Consider the following 22038-nt stretch of genomic DNA (forward strand, 5'->3'; position numbering starts at 1 on the left):
CCCTTTGTCGTGCGGTGGGGGCTTTGTCCGGGGGGGCCGTTATCTATTCCGCCTTACCCCTGGCGGCCCATGATGCTCAACGCCACCGCTTCAGCAATCTTGATCCCGTCCACGCCCGCCGACAGGATCCCGCCCGCATACCCCGCGCCTTCGCCCGCCGGGAACAGCCCTTGGGTGTTGATGCTTTGCAGCGTGTCGTTGTCGCGCTTGATTCGCACCGGCGACGACGTGCGCGTTTCCACGCCGGTCAGTACGGCGTCGTGCATGCCGAAGCCCTTGATGGTCTTGTCGAAGGCGGGCAGCGCTTCGCGAATGGCGGTGATGGCGAAGTCGGGCAGCGCGGTCGCCAGGTCGGTCAGGTGCACGCCCGGCGTGTAGGACGGCAGCACGGAACCGAATTCCGTCGACGCCTTGCCCGCGATGAAGTCGCCCACCAACTGGCCGGGCGCGCTGTACGTTTCACCGCCCAGCACGAAGGCCTGCGATTCCCATTTGCGCTGGAAGTCCACGCCGGCCAGCACGTGTTCCGGGTAGTCTTGCTCGGGCGAAATTCCCACCACAATGCCTGCGTTGGCATTGCGTTCGTTGCGGGAATACTGGCTCATGCCGTTGGTGACGACGCGGTTGGGTTCCGACGTGGCGGCCACGACGGTGCCGCCCGGGCACATACAGAAGCTGTACACCGAACGCCCATTGCTGGCGTGGTGCACCAGCTTGTAGTCGGCCGCGCCCAGGATGGGGTGGCCGGCACTGGGGCCGAAGCGCGCCTTGTCGATCAGCGACTGCGGGTGCTCGATACGGAAGCCGATCGAAAACGGCTTGGCTTCCATGAACACGCCCTGCTCATGCAGCATCTGGAAGGTATCGCGCGCGCTGTGGCCGATGGCCAGCACCACGTGATCGGCTTCGATGTGTTCACCGCTGGCCAGCGTAACGCCGGTGACCTGGCCGTTTTCGCGTTGCAGCGTTTCCACCTTGCTGGAAAAGCGCACTTCGCCGCCCAGCTTGGTGATGGTGTCGCGCATGACTTCGACCATGCCCACCAGTCGGAACGTGCCGATGTGCGGCTTGCTGACGTACAGAATTTCTTCCGGCGCGCCGGCCAGCACAAATTCCTTCAGGACCTTTTCGCCATAGTGCTTGGGGTCTTTGATCTGGCTGTACAGCTTGCCGTCCGAGAACGTGCCCGCGCCGCCTTCGCCAAACTGCACGTTCGACTCGGGGTTCAGGATGCGCTTGCGCCACAGGCCCCAGGTGTCCTTGGTGCGTTCACGCACTGCCTTGCCGCGTTCCAGGATGATGGGCTTGAAGCCCATCTGCGCCAGCACCAGGCCCGCGAACAGGCCACAGGGGCCGGTGCCGATGACGATGGGGCGCTTGGCCAACGTGGCGGGCGCCTGGGCGACGAATTTGTATTCGGTGTCGGGCGTGGGCTTCACGTGACGGTCGTCATGAAAACGAGCAAGCAGCGCCGCTTCATTTTCAACGTCGATATCCAGCGTATAGGTCAGCAGGATATTGTGCTTTTTGCGCGCATCGTAGCTGCGCAAAAAGATGGTGAAGCCGTGCAGGTCGCTAGCCGGAATGCCCAGTTTCTTAAGAATCGCGGCGGGCAATTCTTCGGGCGTGTGGTTCAACGGCAGCTTGATTTCGGTCAGTCGCAACATGCTTCGGTCCAGAGGGTGGGCGATCACAACGTCGCCAAACGCGGGATTGTACTGGAGCGCTCAGGCGGCGGCGTTGCCGATTCGCCACCACGGGGAACCTGCCCCAGGCGCTTCCATCGCCACCCGTTCCCCCATCACAGGCGTCGTCAGCGCGACCCCTTTGGACGACGCCAGCGCCGCGATCCGTTCAAACGGGTCTTCCCACGCATGCAGCGCCAGATCGAACGTGCCGTTGTGGATCGGCAGCAGCCAGCCGCCGCGCAGGTCCAGGTGGGCTTGCAGGGTTTCTTCGGGCTGCATGTGCACGAAGGCCCAGCGCTTGTCGTAGGCGCCGGTTTCCATCAGTGTCAGGTCGAAGGGGCCATAGGCGTCGCCGATGGCCTTGAAGCCATCGAAGTAACCGCTGTCGCCGCTGAAGAAGACGCGCAGGTCGGCGTCCTGGATCACCCACGAGGCCCATAGGCTGCGGTCCGTGTCGGTCAGGCCGCGTCCCGAGAAGTGCTGCGCCGGCGTGGCGGTCAGGCGCAGGCCGTCGACGTCGGTGGATTGCCACCAGTCCAGTTGTTCGACGCGCGCGGGGTCGACGCCCCAGGCGATGAGCTGGTCGCCCACGCCCAAGGGGGTGATGAAGCGGGCGGTCTTGTCGGCCAGCTTGTCGATGGCGGCGCGGTCCAGGTGGTCGTAGTGATTGTGCGACAGGATCACGCCGGCAATGGGCGGCAGGTCTTCGATGGATATGGGAGGCGCGTGAAAGCGCGCGGGGCCGGCCCATTGCACGGGCGAGGCGCGCTTGGAAAATACGGGGGCGGTCAGCCAATAGCGGCCGCGCAGTTTCATCAGGATGGTCGAATGGCCCAGGCGGTACAGGCTGCGGGCGGGTGCGGCTTGCAGGCCGGCCAAGGTGAGGGGGCGCACGGGAATCGTTTGCGCGGGGACCGTGCCACGGGGCTTGGCGAAGAAGAAGGTCCACATGAGCTTCACGCCTTGCCAGAAGCCCAGCGAGGGGCGCGGCAGCGGGTTGCGGAAACGGCCTTCATGGTGTTGGGGCGACTGCGGGTAGCTGGGCTGGGCGGACGGGCAAGAGGTGAGGGCGGTCACGGCTAGGGTTCCAAGCGGGAAGGGGCAAGGGCGTTGCGGCTGATACAACATGCACCGCGCAAAAATTACACTGCGCAGTGTAGTTTTGATTTTCTGAAAAGTACACTGGCCGGTGTAAAATTTCGCGTCGCCAATGCGGCGAGTTTCAGCCACATACGAATTTCAGCCACATACTTCAGCCGCGCACATCGACGCGCACACCTCGCCCGCGTGCGCCACCCACCTGACAACGAGCCCGCTTCATGCCCAATCCCCCGCTCCGCCTGACCGACCGCAAACGCCAGGCCATCGTGCGCGCGGCGGTGGAAGAGTTTCGGTCAGCCGGGTTTGATGCCACCAGCATGGACCGCATCGCCGCCGCGGCGGGGGTCTCCAAGCGCACGGTCTACAACCATTTTCCCAGCAAGGAAACGCTGTTCTCGTTGATTCTTGAAGAGCTATGGGCCAGCAGCGCGGCCAGTGTTGCGCTGGCGTATCGGGCTGACGTGGCGCTGGATCAGCAGTTGCGGCAGTTGCTGATGCAAAAGCTGGACCTGCTGGCGGACCCCAACTTCATCGACCTGGCGCGCGTGGCCATGGCCGAAATCATTCATTCCCCCGAACGCGCCCAGGCCATCGTGTGCCGCATGGGCGAGAAAGAGGGTGGCGAAACGGCCTGGATACGCGCGGCGATCCAGGACGGACGGCTAGTGGATGTGGACCCCGAGTTCGCCGGCCACCAGTTGCAGGGGCTGGTCAAGAGCTTTGCGTTTTGGCCGCAAGTTACGCTGGGGCAAGCGCCATTGAGCGCAGCAGAGCGTAAGCGCGTGGCGGATTCGGCGGTGGAGATGTTCCTGGGGTGCTACGCGCGGCGGGGGTGACGGGCGCCGTATCAGACTGAATGAAGGATCCAAGCATCCCTTGTTTTCACGGCGAGCAACGGAGAATTAAGCCTTTGGCGTAAACGGGTGGCAGCCAACCCGCGCGCACCAACATCGATTGTCATAAGTTGTCAGTTGACAACCTTGCTGATCGATTGAATACTGGAGGCTTACATGGTTCGTTCATCACATCCAAAGAAAGAGATTGGATCGGTGTTGCGTCACGCAGAGCAACAAGGTTGGCGCGTCAGGCTCGGTAGTGGTCATGCGTGGGGCCGCATCTATTGCCCCTACAACGATCAAGATTGCCGTCGTGGTGAGTTTTGTATCGCCAGCGTGTGGAGCACACCGAGAAACGCCGATAGCCATGCACGTTTGCTGCGCCGCGTACTGAATCAATGCACTGCGCATCTTGAACAGACTAGAACCCTATCCCGTCGGGAGCCCTAACAGTGGAATACACCTTCACCTTGCGATATCGGTTGGGCCAAACCGAAGAGTCGCTTGACGACCTGATCGGCCGTCTGGCCGAAGCAGGTTGCGACGATGCCCTGGTCGGATCGGGGCAGCCTGGCCGCTTGGCGCTTGAATTCGCGCGAGAGGCCAACAGCGCCCGGGCGGCGGTGCATGGCGCATTGGCGGATGTGAAGCGCGCGATTCCTTCCGCGCGCTTGATCGAAGCCGGCCCTGACTACGTGGGGCTGACGGATGTGGCCGAGTTGATGGGCATGTCGCGCCAGAACATGCGCAAGCTGATGCTCGCGTATTCAGACAGCTTTCCGTCGCCGGTGCATGAAGGCAAGGCGTCTATTTGGCGCTTGTATCCCGTGCTGGATTGGTTGAAGGCCAAGGGCGGGTATGACGTGGATGACGGCTTGCTTGAGGTGGCCCGGGTGGTGCTGGACGTGAACGTCGCCAAGGATGGCATGCGGGCGCCGCCGTCAGCGCAACGGCAACTGGAGCGCTTGTTGGCTTGAAACGGTCAGCTTGAAACGGTTGGCGTGAACGGCGGGCGTGATCGCTTAGCCGCCGCCGCGCCTGCTAGAACAGATTCAACGCCCGCGCCACCCATAGCGCCAATCCCACGGCAATGCCGATCAACAATGCGCGGCGCAGCCCGCCGCTCTTGGGAACGGCCCCGGGGGACGCGGCTGGGTCGGCACTTGCGCGCGCAATTTCGGCGGCCTCAAGGGGGCGCGCCGGTGCGCTTGCGATAGCGTCCGCGCTGCCGTCGTCCGTCTCAATCGTGAACGCAGGTTTGCCAGTGCGCGCAGCATCGTCACCAGGCATATCTTCAATCTGCACCCCGGCATTTTTCAACATGTCCCACAGGCCCTTCATGCCTTCGCCGTCGCGCAGCGACTCGATGCGTTCGCGTTCCGCGCGCGGTACGTCGTCCAGGCTGTCGTAGTGGCGGCCGTTGACGGTGACCGCGCCGTTGTCGATATCGACCTTGAACGCTTCGCCGTTTTCCGTGCCGGCGTAGCTCCATTTTTCTTGCACGCTGACGCTGCCCAGCTTCCCGCCCAGCAGTTCTTCGATGTTCTCTTGCTGCTCGGGCGTCAAGTTCGTGGTGGAACTCCAACTGCGTGTTGTCGTCGAACTTTTCCAGATCTTCGTCTTGTCGTTCATGCCTGCCGTCCTTGGTGTTCCAACCGCGAAATATACAGAATTCGTTCACCCAACTGTCAGAAAAGCCCGCTTTTGCGGGCTTCTTACTTTGTCCTTAAAGCAAAACACTTTTCCATGTCAATAAATTCAATCTGATCTGGTTCTACAAGCAGATCAGATGCATGAATAAGCGCATAATGCCAGCACCTTCTCTTACGTCCCCATTGAAGAGCAGGTTCAACTTTTTCTGAAGTACAGAGCGTGTTGTCACTAGCTCGGCAGTTCGTGTTTCCAGGGTTCATGTTCGGTAGCGCGCTAGGACAACTTGGAATATTCACGGAGATGTCTATGACAGATGATGCAAAGCCGCGTCGTCGGTTTCTTCAGGCGTTGGCGATCGTGCCCGCGTCGACATTGGCGGTTGGCGCGCTGACCACTGGCTGTACCAACGCCGCGGACGACAAGACCGCAGCGGCCGCCAAGCCCTACGAACCCACCTATTTCACCAAGCCCGAATGGGACTTCATCGTTGCCGCGGTGGATCACCTGATCCCCGCCGACCAATATGGTCCGGGCGCGATCGAAGCGGGTGTGCCGGAATTCATCGACCGTCAGATGGAAACGCCGTTCGGCCACGGCAAGCTCTGGTACATGCAAGGCCCGTTCCACACCGACCAGGTGCCTGAACTGGGCTATCAGCTGAACCAAAACCCGCGCGAGGTCTATCGCCACGGCATTGAAGCCTGCAACGCCTGGTGCGTGAAAACGCACGGCAAGGTCTACGCCGAACTGGACAAGCCCTTGCAGGAACAGATCCTGAAAGACCTGCAAGGCAACAAGATCAAGCTGGAAGCCGTTCCCGCATCCACCTTCTTCAGCTTCCTGCTGGCCAACACCAAAGAAGGCTTTTTTGCCGACCCGATGTACGGCGGCAACAAGAACATGGTGGGCTGGAAGATGGTGGGCTTTCCCGGGGCGCGCGCCGACTACATGGACTGGGCCGACCAGCCCAACGTCAAGTACCCCTATGGCCCCGTGTCGATCTCTGGGGAAAAGGGTTAATCAATCATGGCAATCAAGAAAGACAAAGTTGATGCGGTACTGGTCGGATTCGGCTGGACCGGCGCGATCCTCGGCCAAGAGCTGACCGAAGCGGGCTTGCACGTGTTGGCGCTGGAACGCGGCGGCATGCAAGACACCCCCAAGGACGCCGAGTACCCCAAGGTGATCGACGAGCTGGCGTATTCGGTGCGCGGCAAGCTGTTCCAGGATCTGTCGAAAGAAACCGTGACCATCCGCCATGGCGTGGACGATGTGGCCGTGCCGTATCGGCAGAACGGTTCGTTCCTGCTGGGCACGGGCGTGGGCGGCGCGGGCTTTCACTGGAACGGCATGCACTACCGTGTGCTGCCCGAAGAGCTGGAACTGCGCACGCGCTACGAAACGCGCTACGGCAAGAGCTTCATTCCGGAAGGCATGACCATCCAGGACTTCGGCGTCACCTACGACGAACTGGAACCGTACTTCTCCAAGTTCGAATACGTGTGCGGCACGTCGGGCAAGGCCGGCAACCTGAACGGCAAGATCGTGGAAGGCGGCAACCCGCTGGAAGGCAAGCGCAGCAAGGAATTCCCGCTGGCGCCGCTGACCACCACCTACGGCGCGCAGTTGTTCGAGAAGGCCGCGCGCGAGGTGGGTTTCAACCCCTATCCGACGCCCGCGGCCAACGCTTCCGCCCCGTACACCAACCCCTATGGCGTGCGACTGGGACCCTGTAATTTTTGCGGCTTCTGCGAAAACTACGGCTGCTACATGTATTCCAAGGCATCGCCGCAGACGACGATTCTGCCGGTGCTGCTGAAGAAGACCAACTTCGAACTGCGCACGCATGCGCAAGTGATCAAGGTCAACCTGGATTCGACCGGCAAGAAGGCCGTCGGCGTGACGTACATCGACGCGCAAGGTCAAGAGATCGACCAGCCGGCCGACCTGGTGATCCTGTCGGCGTATCAGATGCACAACGTGCGCCTGCTGCTGCTGTCGGGCATCGGCAAGCCATATGACCCCAAGACGAACGAAGGCGTGGTCGGCAAGAACTACGCCTACCAGATGAACGGCGCGGTCAACGTGCTGTTGCCCAAGGGCACGCAACTGAACCCCTTCGTGGGCACGGGCGCGGGCGGCGTCGGCATGGACGATTTGAACGGCGACCAGTTCGACCACGGCCCGCTGGGTTTCGTGGGAGGGGCCAGCATCCGCCACGTGCGCTACGGCGGCCGGCCGATCAAGCAAACGCCCACCACGCCGGGTACACCGTCGTGGGGCACGGCCTGGAAGGCCGGCGTGCAAGATGCCTACCAGCGCTACATGACGATCGGCATTTCGGGTTCGGTGATGTCGTACCGCGACGCCTACCTGTCGCTGGACCCGACCTACAAGGACGCCTTCGGCCAGCCGCTGTTGCGCATGACGTTCGACTGGCACGACAACGAGTTCGACATGCTGGGCTACATGGGCAAGCGCATGGAGACCGTGGCCAAGGCCATGAACCCGGAAAAGCACTTCGTGGCGGTGCGCAAGAAGGGCGCGCGCTATGACACGCGCGTCTACCAAAGCACGCACAACACGGGTGGCGCGATCATGGGCTCGAACCCCAAGGAAAGCGTGGTCAACAAGTACCTGCAAAGCTGGGATGTGCCGAACGTGTTCGTGATGGGCGCCTGCGTGTTCCCGCAGAACATGGGCTACAACCCGACCGGGTTGGTGGGCGCCTTGGCCTATTGGGCCGCGCAGGCCATCCGCGATCAGTACCTGAAGAACCCCGGCCCGCTGGTCCAGGCTTAAGGAGACGGAACAATGTTGAAGCAAACCATTGTTGCGGCCTTCTCGGCCCTGGTCGCCAGCACCGCTTTCGCGGCGGACGGCACGCCCGCGTCGAACGACGCCCAGATGATCAAGCAGGGCGAATACCTGTCGCGCGCCGGCGATTGCATTGCCTGCCACACGGCTGGGGGCGGCAAGCCCTTTGCCGGTGGATTGGGCATCGAATCGCCGCTGGGCACGATTTATTCGACCAACATCACGCCCGATAAAGAAACCGGCATCGGCAACTACACGTACGAGGACTTCGACCAGGCCGTGCGCCATGGCAAGGCCAAGGATGGGCATTCGCTCTATCCGGCCATGCCTTACACCGCCTACGCCAAGGTCACACCCGAGGACGTGAAGGCGCTGTACGCCTACTTCATGCATGGGGTTGAGCCGGTCAAGCAGGAAAACAAGGACACGGATATCTCGTGGCCCATGTCGATGCGCTGGCCGCTGACCGTGTGGCGCTGGATGTTTGCGCCTGACGTCGTCAACGGCCCCGCCGCCAGCGACCTGAAGGGCGCGGACCGCGCGGCGCTGCTGCGTGGCCAGTACCTGGTTGAAGGGCTGGGGCATTGCAGCACCTGCCACACCCCGCGTGGTTTCGCCTTGCAGGAAAAAGCACTGAGCGACGCGGACGGCTCGGCCTTCCTGTCGGGCGGCGTGGTGGAAGGCTGGCTGGCCAAGAACCTGCGCGGCGACGTCGTGGACGGCCTGGGTAGCTGGACCAAGGAAGACATTGCCGTCTTCCTGAAGTCGGGCCGCAACGGTCATTCGGCCGCATTTGGCGGCATGGCACAGGTGGTGCAAGACAGCACGCAGCATCTGACGGACGACGACCTGAACGCCATCGCCGTGTATCTGAAGAGCTTGCAGCCGGTCAACAAGGATGCCGCCAACAAGCCCTTGGCCTATGACGAAACCGTGGCGCAGGCGCTGCGCACGGGCAAGGACAAGGGCGACGGCGCCATGGCGTTCCTGAACAACTGCGCGGCCTGCCATCGCAGCACCGGCAAGGGCTACACGGAAACGTTCCCGCAGTTGGCGCTGAGCTCGACGGTGAATTCGGCGGACCCGACATCGCTGATCCACATCGTGCTCAAGGGTGCGCAAATGCCGGGCACGACGGCGGCCCCCACCGCCTACGCCATGCCTGGCTTTGACTGGCGCATGACCGACAAGGAAGTCGCCGATGTGGTGACCTTCGTGCGGTCAAGCTGGGGCAACAAGGGCGCGGCGGTCAGCGCGTCGGATGTGGCCAAGGTCCGCAAGGACGTGGGCGCGGCAGCGCAGCCGGCGCGATAAGGTGGTGTTGGGTGGGCGGCCATTGACAAGAATTCGCGCCAAGCGCAATCTCTTGCCCATGCGCCGCCCCCTGACCGCCTTCGCCGTGATTATTAGCCTCCTTGGTACCAAGGTGGGTTAGCGCGCATCGGCATATCGCTACATAAACCCGCCAACCGGCGGGTTTTTTGTTGGCTCGCCAGGCACACGCTCCAGGAGAGCCTTGCATGACACCTTCGTCCTCGTTACCCGGCACCTTGCACTTTCTGTGCGGCAAGATCGCCGCGGGCAAGTCCACATTGGCCGCGACGCTTGCCTCGCAACCCGGCACGCTGTTGATCAGCGAAGACCATTGGCTGGCGGCGCTGTATCCCGGCGAGATCCAGGGCATCGCGGACTACGCGCGTTGCGCCGAGCGGCTGCGCGACGCCATGGGCGGCCATGTGGCGGCCTTGGTGGGGGCGGGGGTGTCTGTGGTGCTGGACTTTCCCGCCAACACGCGCCCGGCTCGGCAATGGTTGCTTGAGGTGGCGCGGCAAGCGGGTTGCCCGCATCAACTGCATTATTTGCAGGCGTCCGATGCGCTGTGCAAGGCGCGGTTGCGCGCCCGCAATGCCGCCGGCACCCATGCGTTTTCCACCTCGGACGCGCAGTACGACGCCATCACCGCCTACTTTGTCGAACCGGGTCCAGAGGAAGGGCTGAACATCGTGCCGCACGTGCAAGGCTGAAAATAGTGGCAAAAATGGCCCGGTGCGACGCCGGGTCGCCTGCTATGATTACTGGATAAAAAACCAGCTATCCGGCCCGGCCGATGTTTCCCCCGCACCGCTACTACTACTTGCACAATTTCCAGCGCGCCTTGGCGTGGGTCGGCGAACGTTATGCCGACCTGCTGGACGCTGACGAGCACCGTTTCCTGGCTGACTTTCAGGCCCTGCCGCAAGCCTCGCAGGCCTTGATGGTGCGCATGCTGATGCGCCGTGGGCCGTGGTTTCGTGCCAGCCGGCTGGTCTATGAGGAAATCGGCAGCGCGGTGGATGCGGCCGCGCCGCTCGCGGCGCTGGGGTGGCTGGACGCGCTGGCGCCGATGTCGCTGGACGAACTGTTCGGCCTGCATACCAAGCCGGAACTTTGCCAGCTGGCTTTGGACCTGCCCCTTAAACCCTCCGCCCGCAAAGCCGACCTGCTGGATGCTCTGCGCGTCGCGCACGATACGCCCCGGCCATACGCCGAATGGTTCCCGGGTGCACAAGAACCTGTCTGGCGCGTCATGGTCGGCGATCTTTGCGAACGCTTCCGGCTGATGTTCTTCGGCAACCTGCACCAAGACTGGTCGGAATTCGTGTTGGCCGACCTGGGCGTGTTCCAGTACGAAGCCGTGCCGTTCGATGCGTCGTCGCGCGCCTTCCAGACGCGGGCGGACGTGGATGCCTATCGGCTGCTGCATGCGTGCCGGACCGCGCTGGATGACGGCACGGACGTTGCCGCCTTGCTGGCGACGGTGCAAGGTTGCGTCAGCCAGAACGCCTGGCTGGAAAAGCGTCGCGCCAAGGTGCTGCTGCGGATCGGCCAGGCCTGTGAACGCGCGCAGGATTGGGCAGCGGCGCAAGCGGCCTATGAACACTGCGCCTACCCCGGCGCGCGCCATCGTCGCATTCGCGTCCATGAACGCATGGCGCGGTATGACGAGGCTTTGGCCCTGGCGCTGCAAGCGCGCGACGCGCCCGAAAGCGAAGAGGAAAGCCAGCGCGTGGCCCGCATGCTGCCGCGCTTGTATCGCGCCGTGGGTCAGGGCCGGCCCACCCGCGCGCCAGCCCACGCCGTGCCGCGCACCGACCTGACGCTGCAACGGCCGGCTACACCGGCGTCGGTCGAATTCGTCACACGCGACCACCTGCATCAAGACGACGCGCCAGTGCACTACGTGGAGAACGCGCTGCTGAACTCCCTGTTCGGCCTGCTGTGCTGGCCGGCCGTGTTCGCGCCCTTGCCGGGCGCGTTCTTTCATCCATTCCAGCGTGGCCCGGCCGACCTGGACGCGCCGGATTTTCACGAACGACGCCAGGCGCTGTTCGCCGATTGCCTGGCGCAGTTGGACACGCCGGCTTATCGCGACCTGATCCTGCAACGCTATGCCGACAAGGTGGGCGTGCAGTCGCCGTTTGTGTTCTGGGGCGCCTTGTCCGAAACCCTGCTGACCCAGGCGCTGGACTGCCTGCCCGCCGCGCACCTGAAGCTGGTGTTTACTCGCCTGCTGCGTGACGTAAAGACCAACCGCTCGGGCCTGCCAGACCTGATCCGCTTCTGGCCGGCCGAGCGCCGCTATGAACTCATTGAAGTGAAAGGCCCCGGCGACAAGCTGCAAGACAACCAGATCCGCTGGTTGCAATACTGCGTGGCGCACGGCATGCCGGTGCGTGTTTGCCACGTTACGTGGCAGGAGGGCGCGGCATGAGCTACGCCGTGGCGGTGCGCGCGCTGTGTGAATTCACGGCGCGGGCCGGTGACCTGGACTTGCGCTTCACGCCCGCGCCAAGCGGGGTAGAGGGCATGGCGGGCCACGCGGTCGTGACGGGGCGGCGCGGGCCTGACTACGAGACCGAGGTGTCCTTGTCCGGGCAGCATGAAGGCCTGCTGGTGCGGGGGCGCGCCGATGGTTATGACGCCGTGGCCAATCAGCTTGAAGAGATCAAGACGTATCGCGGCCAGTTGGACAGCGTGCGCGAGAACCATCGCGTGGTGCATTGGGCGCAGGCGCGGGTTTACGGGCATCTGCTTTGCCAGGCGCGTGGGCTGGAACAGGTGCGCGTGGCGCTGGTGTACTTCAACGTGGTCACCGAGGAAGAAACGGTACTTGTGGAAACGCACGAGGCCGGGGCGCTGCAAACGTTCTTCCAGGAACAGTGCGATCGCTTCCTGGCATGGGCCAAGACAGAACTCGCGCATCGCCAGACGCGTGACGCGGCGCTGGAAAAGCTGGCGTTTCCGCATGGTGAATTCCGCGCCGGGCAGCGCGATCTGGCCGTGGCCGTGTACCGCACCGCGCGTGATGGCCGCTGCCTGATGGCGCAGGCGCCCACCGGTATCGGCAAGACGCTGGGCACGATCTTCCCCATGCTCAAGGCCAGCCCCGGCACGGGCCTGGACAAGATCTTCTTCCTGGCGGCCAAGGGCTCGGGCAGGGCGCTGGCGGTTGAAGCGCTGGACACGGTCAACGCGCAGCCCGCCGCGCCCGGCTTGCGCGTGCTGGACTTGCAGGCGCGAGACAAAACCTGCGAGCATCCGGACCTGGCCTGCCACGGGGATTCCTGCCCCTTGGCGCAGGGCTTTTACGACCGCTTGCCCCAAGCGCGTCAGGCAGCGGTACAGCACGCACGGCTGGACGCGCCCACGGTGCGCGCCGTGGCTCGTGAACACAGCATCTGCCCGTACTACCTGTCGCAAGAGCTGATCCGCTGGAGCGACGTGGTGGTGGGCGACTACAACTATTACTACGATTCGTCGGCCATGCTGTACGCCATGACGCAGGCCTACCAATGGAAGGTGGCGGTGCTGGTGGACGAGGCGCACAACCTGGTTGACCGCGCGCGCCGCATGTACACGGGGGACTTGGATCAGGCCTCCTTGTCGGCGGCGCGCTATGCCGCGCCGAAAGCCTTGAAGAAGCCGCTTGATGGTTTGCAGCGGTCGTGGAATGCGCTGAACAAGAAGCAGGCAGAACGCTATCAAGCGTATGACGCGGTGGCGCCGGGTGTGCTGGCCGCCGTGCAGAAAGCGGTGGGCGCCATCATGGAATACATGGCCGAGTCCCCCTTGCCGCAAGACGACCCGGTGCTGACGTTCTACTTCCAGGCGCTGCAATTCATGCGCCTGGCCGAGCAGTTCGGCTCGCATGCCTTGTTTGATGTGACGCTGTCGGACGTGGGCGTGGCCAGCGCCAAGACGCGGCCGTCCACCCTGTGCGTGCGCAATGTGATCCCCGCGTCTTACCTGGCGGCGCGCTATGCGGCGGCGCACGCCACCGTGCTGTTCTCGGGCACCTTGAGCCCGCAGCAGTTTTATCGCGACACCTTGGGGCTGCCCAACGAAACGCCATGGATAGACGTGGCCGCGCCGTTTCAGGCCGAGCAACTGGCGGTGCGCGTGGTGGGCAATGTGTCCACCCGCTATCGCGACCGCGAGCGTTCGCTGGCGCCCATTGTTGACCTGATCGCCACGCAGTACGCGGAACACCCGGGCAATTACCTGGGCTTTCTCAGCAGCTTTGACTACCTGCGCCAGGTGTCGGACCTGATGCGCGCACGCCATCCGACGGTGCCCATCTGGCTGCAAACGCCGGGCATGGACGAAGCGGGCCGGGCAGGGTTTCTGGCGCGTTTTACCGAAACTGGCCAGGGCGTGGGCTTCGCGGTGCTGGGCGGCGCGTTCTCGGAAGGGGTGGACCTGCCTGGCAAGCGCCTGATCGGCGCCTTCATCGCCACGCTGGGCCTGCCGCAAGTGAACGCCGTGAACGAAAACATGAAGCGCGCGATGGACCTGCGCTACGGCGAAGAAAACGGCTACGACTACACCTATCTGTACCCCGGGATGCAAAAGGTGGTGCAGGCGGCGGGCCGCGTGATCCGTACCGAAAGCGATGTGGGCACGGTGCACTTGATTGACGACCGCTACCGCCGCGCCAAGGTGCGCGGGTTGCTGCCTAGCTGGTGGCGGGTGGACTGAGCCGCGCCGCGACCGTTTCACGCCGGCCCAGCAGCAGGGTGATGCACAGCGCCGTCAACACGGCGATGCCGGCCAGGGCATGCAGCACGTGACGAAAGGCGCTGTCATAGGCGTCGTGCAGCAGTGGCATGGTCTCGGCCGTTGCGTGCGGCAGCAGTGCGGCGGCTTCGTCCAATTGGCCCAGCGCCGCGCGGTTGGCGGCCATCACCAGGGCTTGAGCTTGTGGTGCGTTTGACTGTGCTTCGACCTGGACTCCGGGCTGGGGGGCGGGCAGGGTGGCCGGCAGTGAGGCCGGCAGTGAGGCCGACAACTGCGTCTGGATCAACAGCGCCAGCAGCGCGCTCAGTACCGCGATGGCCACGCCGTCGGCCGACACGCGCACTGTGTTGAAGATGCCGGTCGCCATGCCGACGTTGCGCGCATCGACCACGCTGACCGCCATGGCGTCCATCAAACCCCATGGCAGACCGATGCCGCAGCCGATCAACAGCATGGGCATCCACAGGCCCGCCGCGCCCGCGGCCATCACGTCGGCCAGCCAGATCAAGCCCGCCGCCACCGCGATCAGTCCGATGGCCGACAGCAGGCCAGGGCGGAACCAGCGCGTCAGCAGCGCGGCCAGGAATGGCACGACCAGCAAGGGCGCGGCCAGGCCGATCATCAGTTGCCCGGCTTCCAAGGCGCTATAGCCGTCGATGCCGATGAATCGGCCGGGCAGCAGTGCGATCAGCGCAATGAACAGAAACGCCGGCGACGCCGCCAGGACCTGCACGCCCACAAAGCGCGGGCTGCGAAACAGGCTCAGGTCCAGCATGGGGCGGGCGACGCGGCGTTCAATACGCACGAAGGCCACGGCCAGCAGCACGGATGCCAGCAGCGCGCCGACGACGTGCGCGTCCGTCCAGCCCGCCTCGGGCGCCAGCAAGATGCCGTAGGTGAACAGCCCCAGCGCGCCGGTAAAGCTGATGGCGCCCGGCCAGTCCAGCCGGCCTTGCGCCACGCTTGCCGTGGGGCGCACGCTGATGGCCACCATGACAGCGCCCAGCAGACCCACCACGCCCGTGGACAGAAACACCCACTGCCAGCCGGCCACCTGCACCATCCAGCCGGAAGCCAGCGGCCCGAACGACAAGCCGATGCCGAACGTGGTGCCCAACAGGCTGAACGCGCGGGTGCGCGCCACGCCATGGAAAAGCGGCGCCAGCGACGACATCGCCGCGGCAAACGCGGCCGCGCCGCCCACGCCCTGCATCAAGCGCATAAAGTTGATCCAGCCGGTCGTGGGCACGAACGCAATGGCAAACGTCGTGACGCAAAACATCGCCAGGCCCAGCAGCCACACCCGCCGAGGCCCCACCAGATCGGTCAGGCTGCCCGCCACCATGATCACGCTGCCGTAGGCCAGGATGTAGCCGTTCAAGATCCAATTCAGTTGCACGGGCGTGCCGCCCAGGTCGTGGCTGATGGACGGCAGCACCACGGCGGGGCCGGTGAAGCACAGCGGGATCAACAGCGCGGTCAGGCAGGCCGACAGCAGTTGCAGCCAACGGTGGCGGGGGGCTGGAAACGGGGGGGAAAGCTCGGGGGTAGGCATGACGCACATCAGGGAATACAAAAGGGACGGTCAGCTTATGAGCCCCGGTATAAAAGAAAAATAGGCTAGGATTCCTAACATTCCGGACGTGGATGTCCGCATTGGAGCGTGGTGAATGGATAGCCTGAGCGGCATAGGGGTGTTCGTGCTGGTGGCGCAAGCGGGCAGCTTTGCCGAGGCGGGGCGCGTGCTGGGTGTGTCGCCATCGGCGGTGGGCAAGAGCATTGCGCGGATGGAAGCGCGCTTGAAAGTGCGGCTGTTTCATCGCAGCACCCGCCAGCTTGCGTTGACGCCGGAAGGCGAGAAATTCCTGGATCGCTGCCGCCGCATCTTGTGCGAGGTCGAAGCGGCTGAACTGGAATTGTCGGCGGCGTCCGACGCACCGCAGGGCAAGCTGCGCGTGAGCCTGCCGCGCTATAGCGGCTTGTACGACGCCAGCATCGCCAGCTTCATGCGGCAGTACCCCGCCGTGGAACTGGACCTGGATTTCACCGACCGGATGGTGGACGTCATTGGCGAAGGCTACGACGCCGTGGTCCGTTCGGGCGACATGGACGACTCCGGCTTGAAGCGCCGCCGCCTGGGCGCGTTTCGCCGGGTGCTGGCGGCATCGCCCGACTATCTGCGTCAGCACGGCACGCCCAAGCGCGCGGCCGACCTGATGCGCCATGCCTGCCTGCATTACCGCTATCCGGCCACGGGCCGTCTGGAAAAATGGCCGTTCAAGCTGGGGCCGGACGCCCAGGCGCCCGAACTGCCCTTGACGCTGGTGTGCAACAGCGTGGAAACGCGGCTTGCGCTGGCCGTGGGTGGGCAGGGCATTGTTTGCTTGCCGGACTTCACGATCCGCCGCGAGCTGGCGGCGGGGCAACTGCAACTCGTCATGGAAGACCGCACGCGCGGCGGCGGCACGATGTGGGCGCTATGGCCCGCCAGCCGTCACGCGTCGCCCAAGCTGCGCGTGTTCATCGACCACCTGGCGCAGCATTTGTTTCCGTAAGGGTAGTGCTGGCCCCGCCCAGCTTGCGTAGTATGTCGTCTGGGTGAACTGGCCAACGCGCCAGCCTGACAACGACCAAGACATTCCGGAGACCCTCGCATGCCCCTCGCCACGCCAACCGACGCCGCCAGCCTGAACCCCATCGTCGCCATGCCGGCGCATGCCTTGTCGGACGCGATCCGGCGCCGCGAGCTGTCCTGTGTCGAGGTCATGCGCGCGTATCTGGCGCATATCGACAGCGTCAACCCGAAGATCAACGCCATCGTCGCCCGCCGTGACGCCGATACGCTGCTGCGCGAAGCCGCCGAGCGCGACGCGCAACTGGATGCGGGCCAATGGCTGGGCTGGATGCATGGCATGCCGCAGGCGCCCAAGGACCTGACGGCCGTGCGCGGCATGGTCACGTCGATGGGCTCGCTGGTCTACAAGGACCAGGTCACGCAGCATGATTCGATCATCGTCGAGCGCATGCGGGCGTCGGGCGCCATCTTCATCGGCCGCACCAACGTGCCGGAATTCGGCTTGGGCTCGCATACCTACAACCAGGTTTACGGCACCACGGGCAACCCCTACGACCCGTCCAAGACGGCGGGCGGCAGCAGCGGCGGCGCGGCGGCGGCGCTGGCCGCGCGCATGCTGCCCGTGGCCGACGGCAGCGATTTTGGCGGCTCGCTGCGCAACCCGGCTGCGTTCTGCAACGTGTACGGCATGCGGCCGTCGGCGGGGCGCGTGCCGTTCGGGCCGTCGCCCGAAGTGTTCCTGAAGCAACTGTCGTATGAAGGGCCAATGGGCCGCACGCCGCGCGATGTGGCGCTGCTGCTGTCGGTGATGGCGGGGCACGACAAGCGTTCGCCCTTGTCGTTGCGCGACGACCCCGCGCAGTTCGCCACCGCATTGGACGCCACATCAGACGCGGACTCGCGCGGCAAGCGCATCGGCTGGCTGGGCGACTGGGGCGGTTATCTGCCCTTGGAGCCGGGCATTCTGGACGTGTGTGCGCAAGGCTTGGCCACACTGGATACCGTGGGCTGCGACGTCGTTGATTACCAGGTGCCGTTCGCGGGCGACCGGCTGTGGCGCATGTGGTTGACCCATCGCCACCTGATGGTGGGCGGCCAATTCCATGCGCTGGTTCAAGACCCGCAAACGCGCAAGCTGCTCAAGCCCGCGCTGATCTGGGAAGTGGAAGGCTTGGACGGCATGACCGCGCACGAGGTCTATCAGGCCACACAAGAGCGTAGCGCCTGGTACCAGACGGTGCTGAGCATGTTTGAAGAGGTCGATTTCCTGGCGGTGCCGTCGGCGCAGGTGTTTCCCTTTGACGCCACACTGGACTGGCCCAAGCACATTGCCGGGCGCGCCATGGATACCTATCACCGCTGGATGGAAACCGTGACGCCGTGGACGCTGGCGGGCTGCCCGGTGATCAGCGTGCCGGTGGGCTTCAGCCCGCAGGGCCTGCCGATGGGCATGCAACTCATCGGCCCGCCGCAGGGCGACCTGGATGTGTTGCGGCTGGCGCAAGCCTATGACCAGGCGTGCGACTGGGTACAAGCCCACCCGCCAGCGTCGCTGTGGCAAGCGGCCTAGCCACGCCTGCGGTACGCACTGTCACGGGAAAACACAAGTTCCTGTAAGCGGACTTTGCGTTTTTCTGACGGACATCCCCAAATTTACGGGGATTTCCCTAGTTTTTCATGGCTCGCCGCACTCGCCTTTGCAATAATCAGTGCATTTCCCCACATCCGGTAATGGGTGGGTCGGGCGTTGTCGTGTTGAACCTGCACAAAGGTCTACCTGAATGAAGAATCTGACTCTGCGCCAACGCATCCTGGCCAGCTTCATGGTCATCCTGGCCATCATGACGTTGATGGTGGTGGTTGATTACCGACGCCTGCTGCACATTGAAGACGAAGTGGTGATGATCAACACGGACGCCGTGCCGGGCATCTACTACAGCACGTCGATACGCGCGTCGTGGTTTGCCGGGTTCGTGGTGGTGCAGGACGCTTTCAACAGCGATTCCGACGCAGAGCGCCGCACGGTGCTGGAGGCGCTGCCCAAGAGCGACCAGCAGTTGGAAGAGCACATCGACTTTTACCGCCGCACGATTTCGCGCGAGGACGATCGCGCGATGTTCGCGGATTTCGAGAAGGCCTTGCAGGATTACAAGCGCATTCGTGCCGATATCCTGGGTAGCGCGATGGCGGGCGATACGCTCGGGGCGAAAAGCCGCATCAAAAACGAATTGCGGCCCGCCTTCTACCAGGGGCGCGACATCCTGGCCAAGATGGTGGTGGAAAACAAGAAGCAGGCCGACGAGGCCGCCGTCAGCATCAAGAAGGCCGTGGATGCGGCCGAATACGGCATGTTGTTGTCGCTGGGCCTGGCGATCGCGGCGGCGATCGTATGCGGCGTAATGCTGATGCGCGCCATCGGCAACCCCATGCGCGACATCGTCAAGACGCTGGAGTCCACCGGCAGCGGCGACCTGACCCGCCGCCTGGCCTTGGCGCGCAAAGACGAATTCAACGCCATCGAAACCGGTTTCAACGGCATGGTGGACGAACTGACCGGGCTGGTTGGCAAGACCCAGCGTTCGGCCGTGCAGGTGGCGACGTCGGTGACCGAGATTGCGGCCACGTCCAAGCAGCAGCAAGCCACCGCGTCCGAAGTGGCGGCCACCACCACCGAAATCGGCGCCACCTCGCGTGAAATTTCCGCTACATCACGCGAGCTGGTGCGCACCATGACCGAAGTGTCCAGCGCCGCCGAGCAGACCGCGTCGCTGGCCGGCAGCGGGCAGGTGGGCTTGGCGCGCATGGAAGACACGATGCGCAACGTGGTGGGCGCGGCGGGCTCGGTGAATGCCAAGCTGGCCATCCTGAACGAGAAGGCCGGCAATATCACCCAAGTGGTTACCACGATCACCAAGGTGGCGGACCAGACCAACCTGTTGTCGCTCAACGCCGCCATTGAAGCCGAGAAGGCCGGCGAGTACGGCCGCGGCTTCGTGGTGGTGGCGACCGAGATCCGCCGACTGGCCGATCAGACCGCCGTGGCCACGTATGACATCGAACAGATGGTGCGCGAGATTCAGTCGTCGGTGTCGGCGGGCGTGATGGGCATGGACAAGTTCTCGGAGGAAGTGCGCCGGGGCATGGCCGACATGCAGCAGGTGGGCGACCAGTTGTCGCAGATCATCCAGCAGGTGCAGACGCTGGCGCCGCGCGTGCAGATGGTGAACGAAGGCATGCAGGCGCAGGCAACCGGCGCCGAGCAGATCAACCAGGCCTTGCAGCAGTTGAGCGACGCCGCCCAGCAAACGGTGGAATCCCTGCGCCAGTCCAGCCTGGCGATTGAAGAGCTGACGGTGGTGGCCAACGACCTGCGCAGCGGCGTGTCGCGCTTCAAGATCTGAGCCCCGTCATGGCGGAACTTGCACCATCGTCCTCGTCCGGCCCCTTAAGGGCGGCCGGGGCGGCCGGGCCGGCTGCGCGGCGGCTGTATCTGCTGTTTCGCATCGGCGGCGACCGCTATGCGCTGGATGCGGGCGAGGTCATCGAGGTGTTGGGCTTGCGCACGCTGAAACAAGTGCCCGGCGCGCCCTTGTGGGTGGCGGGCATGCTGGACAGGCGCGGCGCACCGGTGCCCGTGATCGACATGAGCGCGCTGGCGGGCCAGGGCGCCGCCGCCCGGGTCACCAGTACTCGCCTGGCGCTGGTGCATTACCGGCCGGCTGCGGCTGCAACCCCGGCTGCCACTGCAACGGCGTCAGCAACTGCGGCTGCCCCCAGCGCGGCTGACCATGTGCTGGGGCTGATTCTGGAACACGCTACCGAGACCCTGCATTACGACCCGGCCGCGTTCCGGCCTTCGGGCCTGGACAGCCCCAACGCCCGCTACCTGGGGCCGGTGCTGAGCGATGCGCACGGCATGGTCCAGGCCGTGCGCGTGAATGACCTGCTGGCGCCGTCCGTGCGCGCGATGCTGTACCCGGCCGACCTTGATGGCGAGGCCCAGCCATGATGCTCGTCGACGAATTCGGCGCCTTGCTCAAGCGCAAGATGGGGCTGGACAGCGGCTCCATCGGCAAGGCGGCGGTCGAACGCGCCGTGCGCCACCGCATGAACGCGGTGGGCGTGGCGGACGAACACGAGTTCCTGCGGCGACTGCACACGGTGGCCGACGAAATGCAGCAACTGATCGAAGCCGTGATCGTGCCCGAGACCTGGTTCTTCAGGTATCCGGAATCGCAAACCGCCATGGCCAGCCTGGCACGTGAACGCTTGTTCGCGGTCGGCGTGCCGGAAAGCCGGGTGCTGCGGATATTAAGCGTGCCGTGCGCCAGCGGCGAAGAACCGTATTCCATTGCAATGGCCTTGCTGGATGCGGGCGTGCCCGCCGCGCGCTTTCAGGTGGACGCCGTGGACATCAGCGAACGCATGGTGCAGTTCGCGCAACGCGCCATGTATGGCCGCAACGCATTCCGTGGCGACGACCTGGCGTATCGCGACCGCCACTTTGTTGAAACGGCCGACGGCCATCAACTGAATGCGCAGGTCCGCGAGCGGGTCCGCTTTCAACACGGCAACCTGTTCGACGGCAACCTGCTGGCGGGCGTGGCCCCGTACGACTTCGTGTTCTGCCGCAACTTGCTGATCTACTTCGACGGGCCGACCCAGGAACGTGCCGTGCAGGTGCTGCGGCGCTTCACGCGCAATGACGGCGTGATTTTTGTCGGGCCAGCCGAAACCAGCCTCTTGACGCAGCGCCGCCTGCCCGCGCTGCCGTTGGCGCGATCGTTCGCCTTCCGGGCGCAGGCCTTGCCGCCGCCGCCCGAACCCGCGACGCGGGCCATGGGCACGGCGGGGGGATTGGGTGCCACCGCAGTCACCCCCATCGTGCATGCCTGGGCGCCGCCCCGGCGGCCCGTGGCGCAGGCGCCGGCCGCGCGACTGCCCCTGGCGCATGCGGCAATCGCCCCGGCGCCTGGCAATGGCGACACCAGCGCGGCAAACGGCAACACCAGCACGGCCATGGGCAACACCAGCGCCACGGCATCGCTGCGCCAGATCGCGCAGATAGCGGATCGCGGTCGCGTGCAGGACGCCTTGGCGCAATGCCGCGCCCACATAGACCTGCACGGCGTCAGCGCCGACGGGCTGCATCTGCTGGGCCTGCTGCAAGACGCCGCCGGCGACGCGCATCAGGCGCAGGCGGCTTACCGCAAGGCGCTATACCTGGACCCGACCCACCGCGAAGCGCTGCTGCACCTGGCCGCCTTGATCGCATCGGCAGGCGACATCGAAGGCGCGCGCCCCATGCAGG

At 64.6% G+C, this 22038-nt stretch carries 18 protein-coding genes; 14 read left to right on the plus strand and 4 right to left on the minus strand.

Annotated features, from left to right (window positions below; translation table 11 throughout):
* Window positions 1-53 precede the first annotated feature (53 nt).
* The gene (locus tag ACE04A_RS07245; RefSeq protein ID WP_100856091.1) at window positions 54-1667 is read right to left on the minus strand and encodes an NAD(P)/FAD-dependent oxidoreductase; all 1614 of its coding nucleotides are present in this window, start codon (window positions 1665-1667) and stop codon (window positions 54-56) included.
* A 60-nt stretch (window positions 1668-1727) separates the two neighbouring features.
* Window positions 1728-2816, minus strand: coding sequence for an MBL fold metallo-hydrolase (locus ACE04A_RS07250; protein ID WP_485819990.1), 1089 nt, complete (start codon window positions 2814-2816; stop codon window positions 1728-1730).
* Between the two features lie 191 nt (window positions 2817-3007).
* Between ACE04A_RS07250 and ACE04A_RS07255 the strand changes: the two genes are divergently transcribed.
* The 3 genes from ACE04A_RS07255 to ACE04A_RS07265 all read left to right on the plus strand — a co-directional run bounded on the left by ACE04A_RS07255 (window position 3008) and on the right by ACE04A_RS07265 (window position 4602).
* Entirely contained in the window at window positions 3008-3625 is a 618-nt protein-coding gene (locus ACE04A_RS07255) for a TetR/AcrR family transcriptional regulator (RefSeq protein ID WP_448716243.1), read from the plus strand.
* Between the two features lie 174 nt (window positions 3626-3799).
* The gene (locus ACE04A_RS07260) at window positions 3800-4075 is read left to right on the plus strand and encodes a hypothetical protein (protein WP_448716241.1); all 276 of its coding nucleotides are present in this window, start codon (window positions 3800-3802) and stop codon (window positions 4073-4075) included.
* A gap of 2 nt (window positions 4076-4077) precedes the next feature.
* Complete coding sequence (locus ACE04A_RS07265) at window positions 4078-4602, plus strand: helix-turn-helix transcriptional regulator (RefSeq protein WP_259246692.1); 525 nt, start codon at window positions 4078-4080, stop codon at window positions 4600-4602.
* Window positions 4603-4666: 64 nt separating this feature from the next.
* Here the strand turns inward: ACE04A_RS07265 and ACE04A_RS07270 are convergent, their stop codons facing one another.
* Complete coding sequence (locus ACE04A_RS07270) at window positions 4667-5257, minus strand: hypothetical protein (protein ID WP_448716239.1); 591 nt, start codon at window positions 5255-5257, stop codon at window positions 4667-4669.
* A 327-nt stretch (window positions 5258-5584) separates the two neighbouring features.
* Here ACE04A_RS07270 and ACE04A_RS07275 point away from each other — a divergent pair, with 327 nt between their 5' ends.
* The 6 genes from ACE04A_RS07275 (at window position 5585) to ACE04A_RS07300 (ending at window position 14113) form a co-directional block, all read left to right on the plus strand.
* Entirely contained in the window at window positions 5585-6298 is a 714-nt protein-coding gene (locus ACE04A_RS07275) for a gluconate 2-dehydrogenase subunit 3 family protein (RefSeq protein ID WP_259246694.1), read from the plus strand.
* Window positions 6299-6304: 6 nt separating this feature from the next.
* Window positions 6305-8080, plus strand: a complete 1776-nt coding sequence (locus ACE04A_RS07280) for a GMC family oxidoreductase (RefSeq protein WP_259246696.1) — start codon at window positions 6305-6307, stop codon at window positions 8078-8080.
* 12 nt (window positions 8081-8092) lie between these two features.
* On the plus strand, window positions 8093-9409 hold the full coding sequence (locus ACE04A_RS07285) for a c-type cytochrome (RefSeq protein ID WP_448716238.1): 1317 nt from the start codon (window positions 8093-8095) through the stop codon (window positions 9407-9409).
* 206 nt (window positions 9410-9615) lie between these two features.
* Entirely contained in the window at window positions 9616-10119 is a 504-nt protein-coding gene (locus tag ACE04A_RS07290; protein WP_448716237.1) for a P-loop nucleotide/nucleoside kinase family protein, read from the plus strand.
* Between the two features lie 83 nt (window positions 10120-10202).
* Window positions 10203-11846 (plus strand): VRR-NUC domain-containing protein, encoded by a 1644-nt coding sequence (locus ACE04A_RS07295; protein WP_448716236.1) that lies wholly within the window; start codon window positions 10203-10205, stop codon window positions 11844-11846.
* Complete coding sequence (locus ACE04A_RS07300) at window positions 11843-14113, plus strand: ATP-dependent DNA helicase (RefSeq protein ID WP_448716234.1); 2271 nt, start codon at window positions 11843-11845, stop codon at window positions 14111-14113. The genes ACE04A_RS07295 and ACE04A_RS07300 overlap by 4 nt, the downstream gene beginning before the upstream one ends.
* Here the strand turns inward: ACE04A_RS07300 and ACE04A_RS07305 are convergent.
* Window positions 14091-15707 carry an MFS transporter gene (locus ACE04A_RS07305; protein WP_448716232.1) on the minus strand — a complete coding sequence of 539 codons (1617 nt, stop codon included), beginning with the start codon at window positions 15705-15707 and terminating at the stop codon, window positions 14091-14093. The two genes, ACE04A_RS07300 and ACE04A_RS07305, sit on opposite strands and share 23 nt — an antisense overlap.
* A gap of 115 nt (window positions 15708-15822) precedes the next feature.
* Between ACE04A_RS07305 and ACE04A_RS07310 the strand changes: the two genes are divergently transcribed.
* The 5 genes from ACE04A_RS07310 to ACE04A_RS07330 form a co-directional block, all read left to right on the plus strand.
* Window positions 15823-16707, plus strand: coding sequence for a LysR family transcriptional regulator (locus ACE04A_RS07310; RefSeq protein WP_447989660.1), 885 nt, complete (start codon window positions 15823-15825; stop codon window positions 16705-16707).
* 99 nt (window positions 16708-16806) lie between these two features.
* Window positions 16807-18297, plus strand: a complete 1491-nt coding sequence (locus ACE04A_RS07315; RefSeq protein WP_485819991.1) for an amidase — start codon at window positions 16807-16809, stop codon at window positions 18295-18297.
* Between the two features lie 211 nt (window positions 18298-18508).
* Window positions 18509-20128, plus strand: a complete 1620-nt coding sequence (locus ACE04A_RS07320; protein WP_485819992.1) for a methyl-accepting chemotaxis protein — start codon at window positions 18509-18511, stop codon at window positions 20126-20128.
* A gap of 8 nt (window positions 20129-20136) precedes the next feature.
* Window positions 20137-20736: a chemotaxis protein CheW gene (locus ACE04A_RS07325; RefSeq protein WP_448716227.1), complete on the plus strand. Its 600-nt coding sequence runs from the start codon at window positions 20137-20139 to the stop codon at window positions 20734-20736.
* On the plus strand, window positions 20733-22038 hold a 1306-nt coding region (locus tag ACE04A_RS07330), incomplete at its 3' end, for a CheR family methyltransferase (RefSeq protein ID WP_485819993.1). The genes ACE04A_RS07325 and ACE04A_RS07330, both read left to right, overlap by 4 nt.

The organism is Achromobacter colocynthidis, from assembly GCF_057334535.1.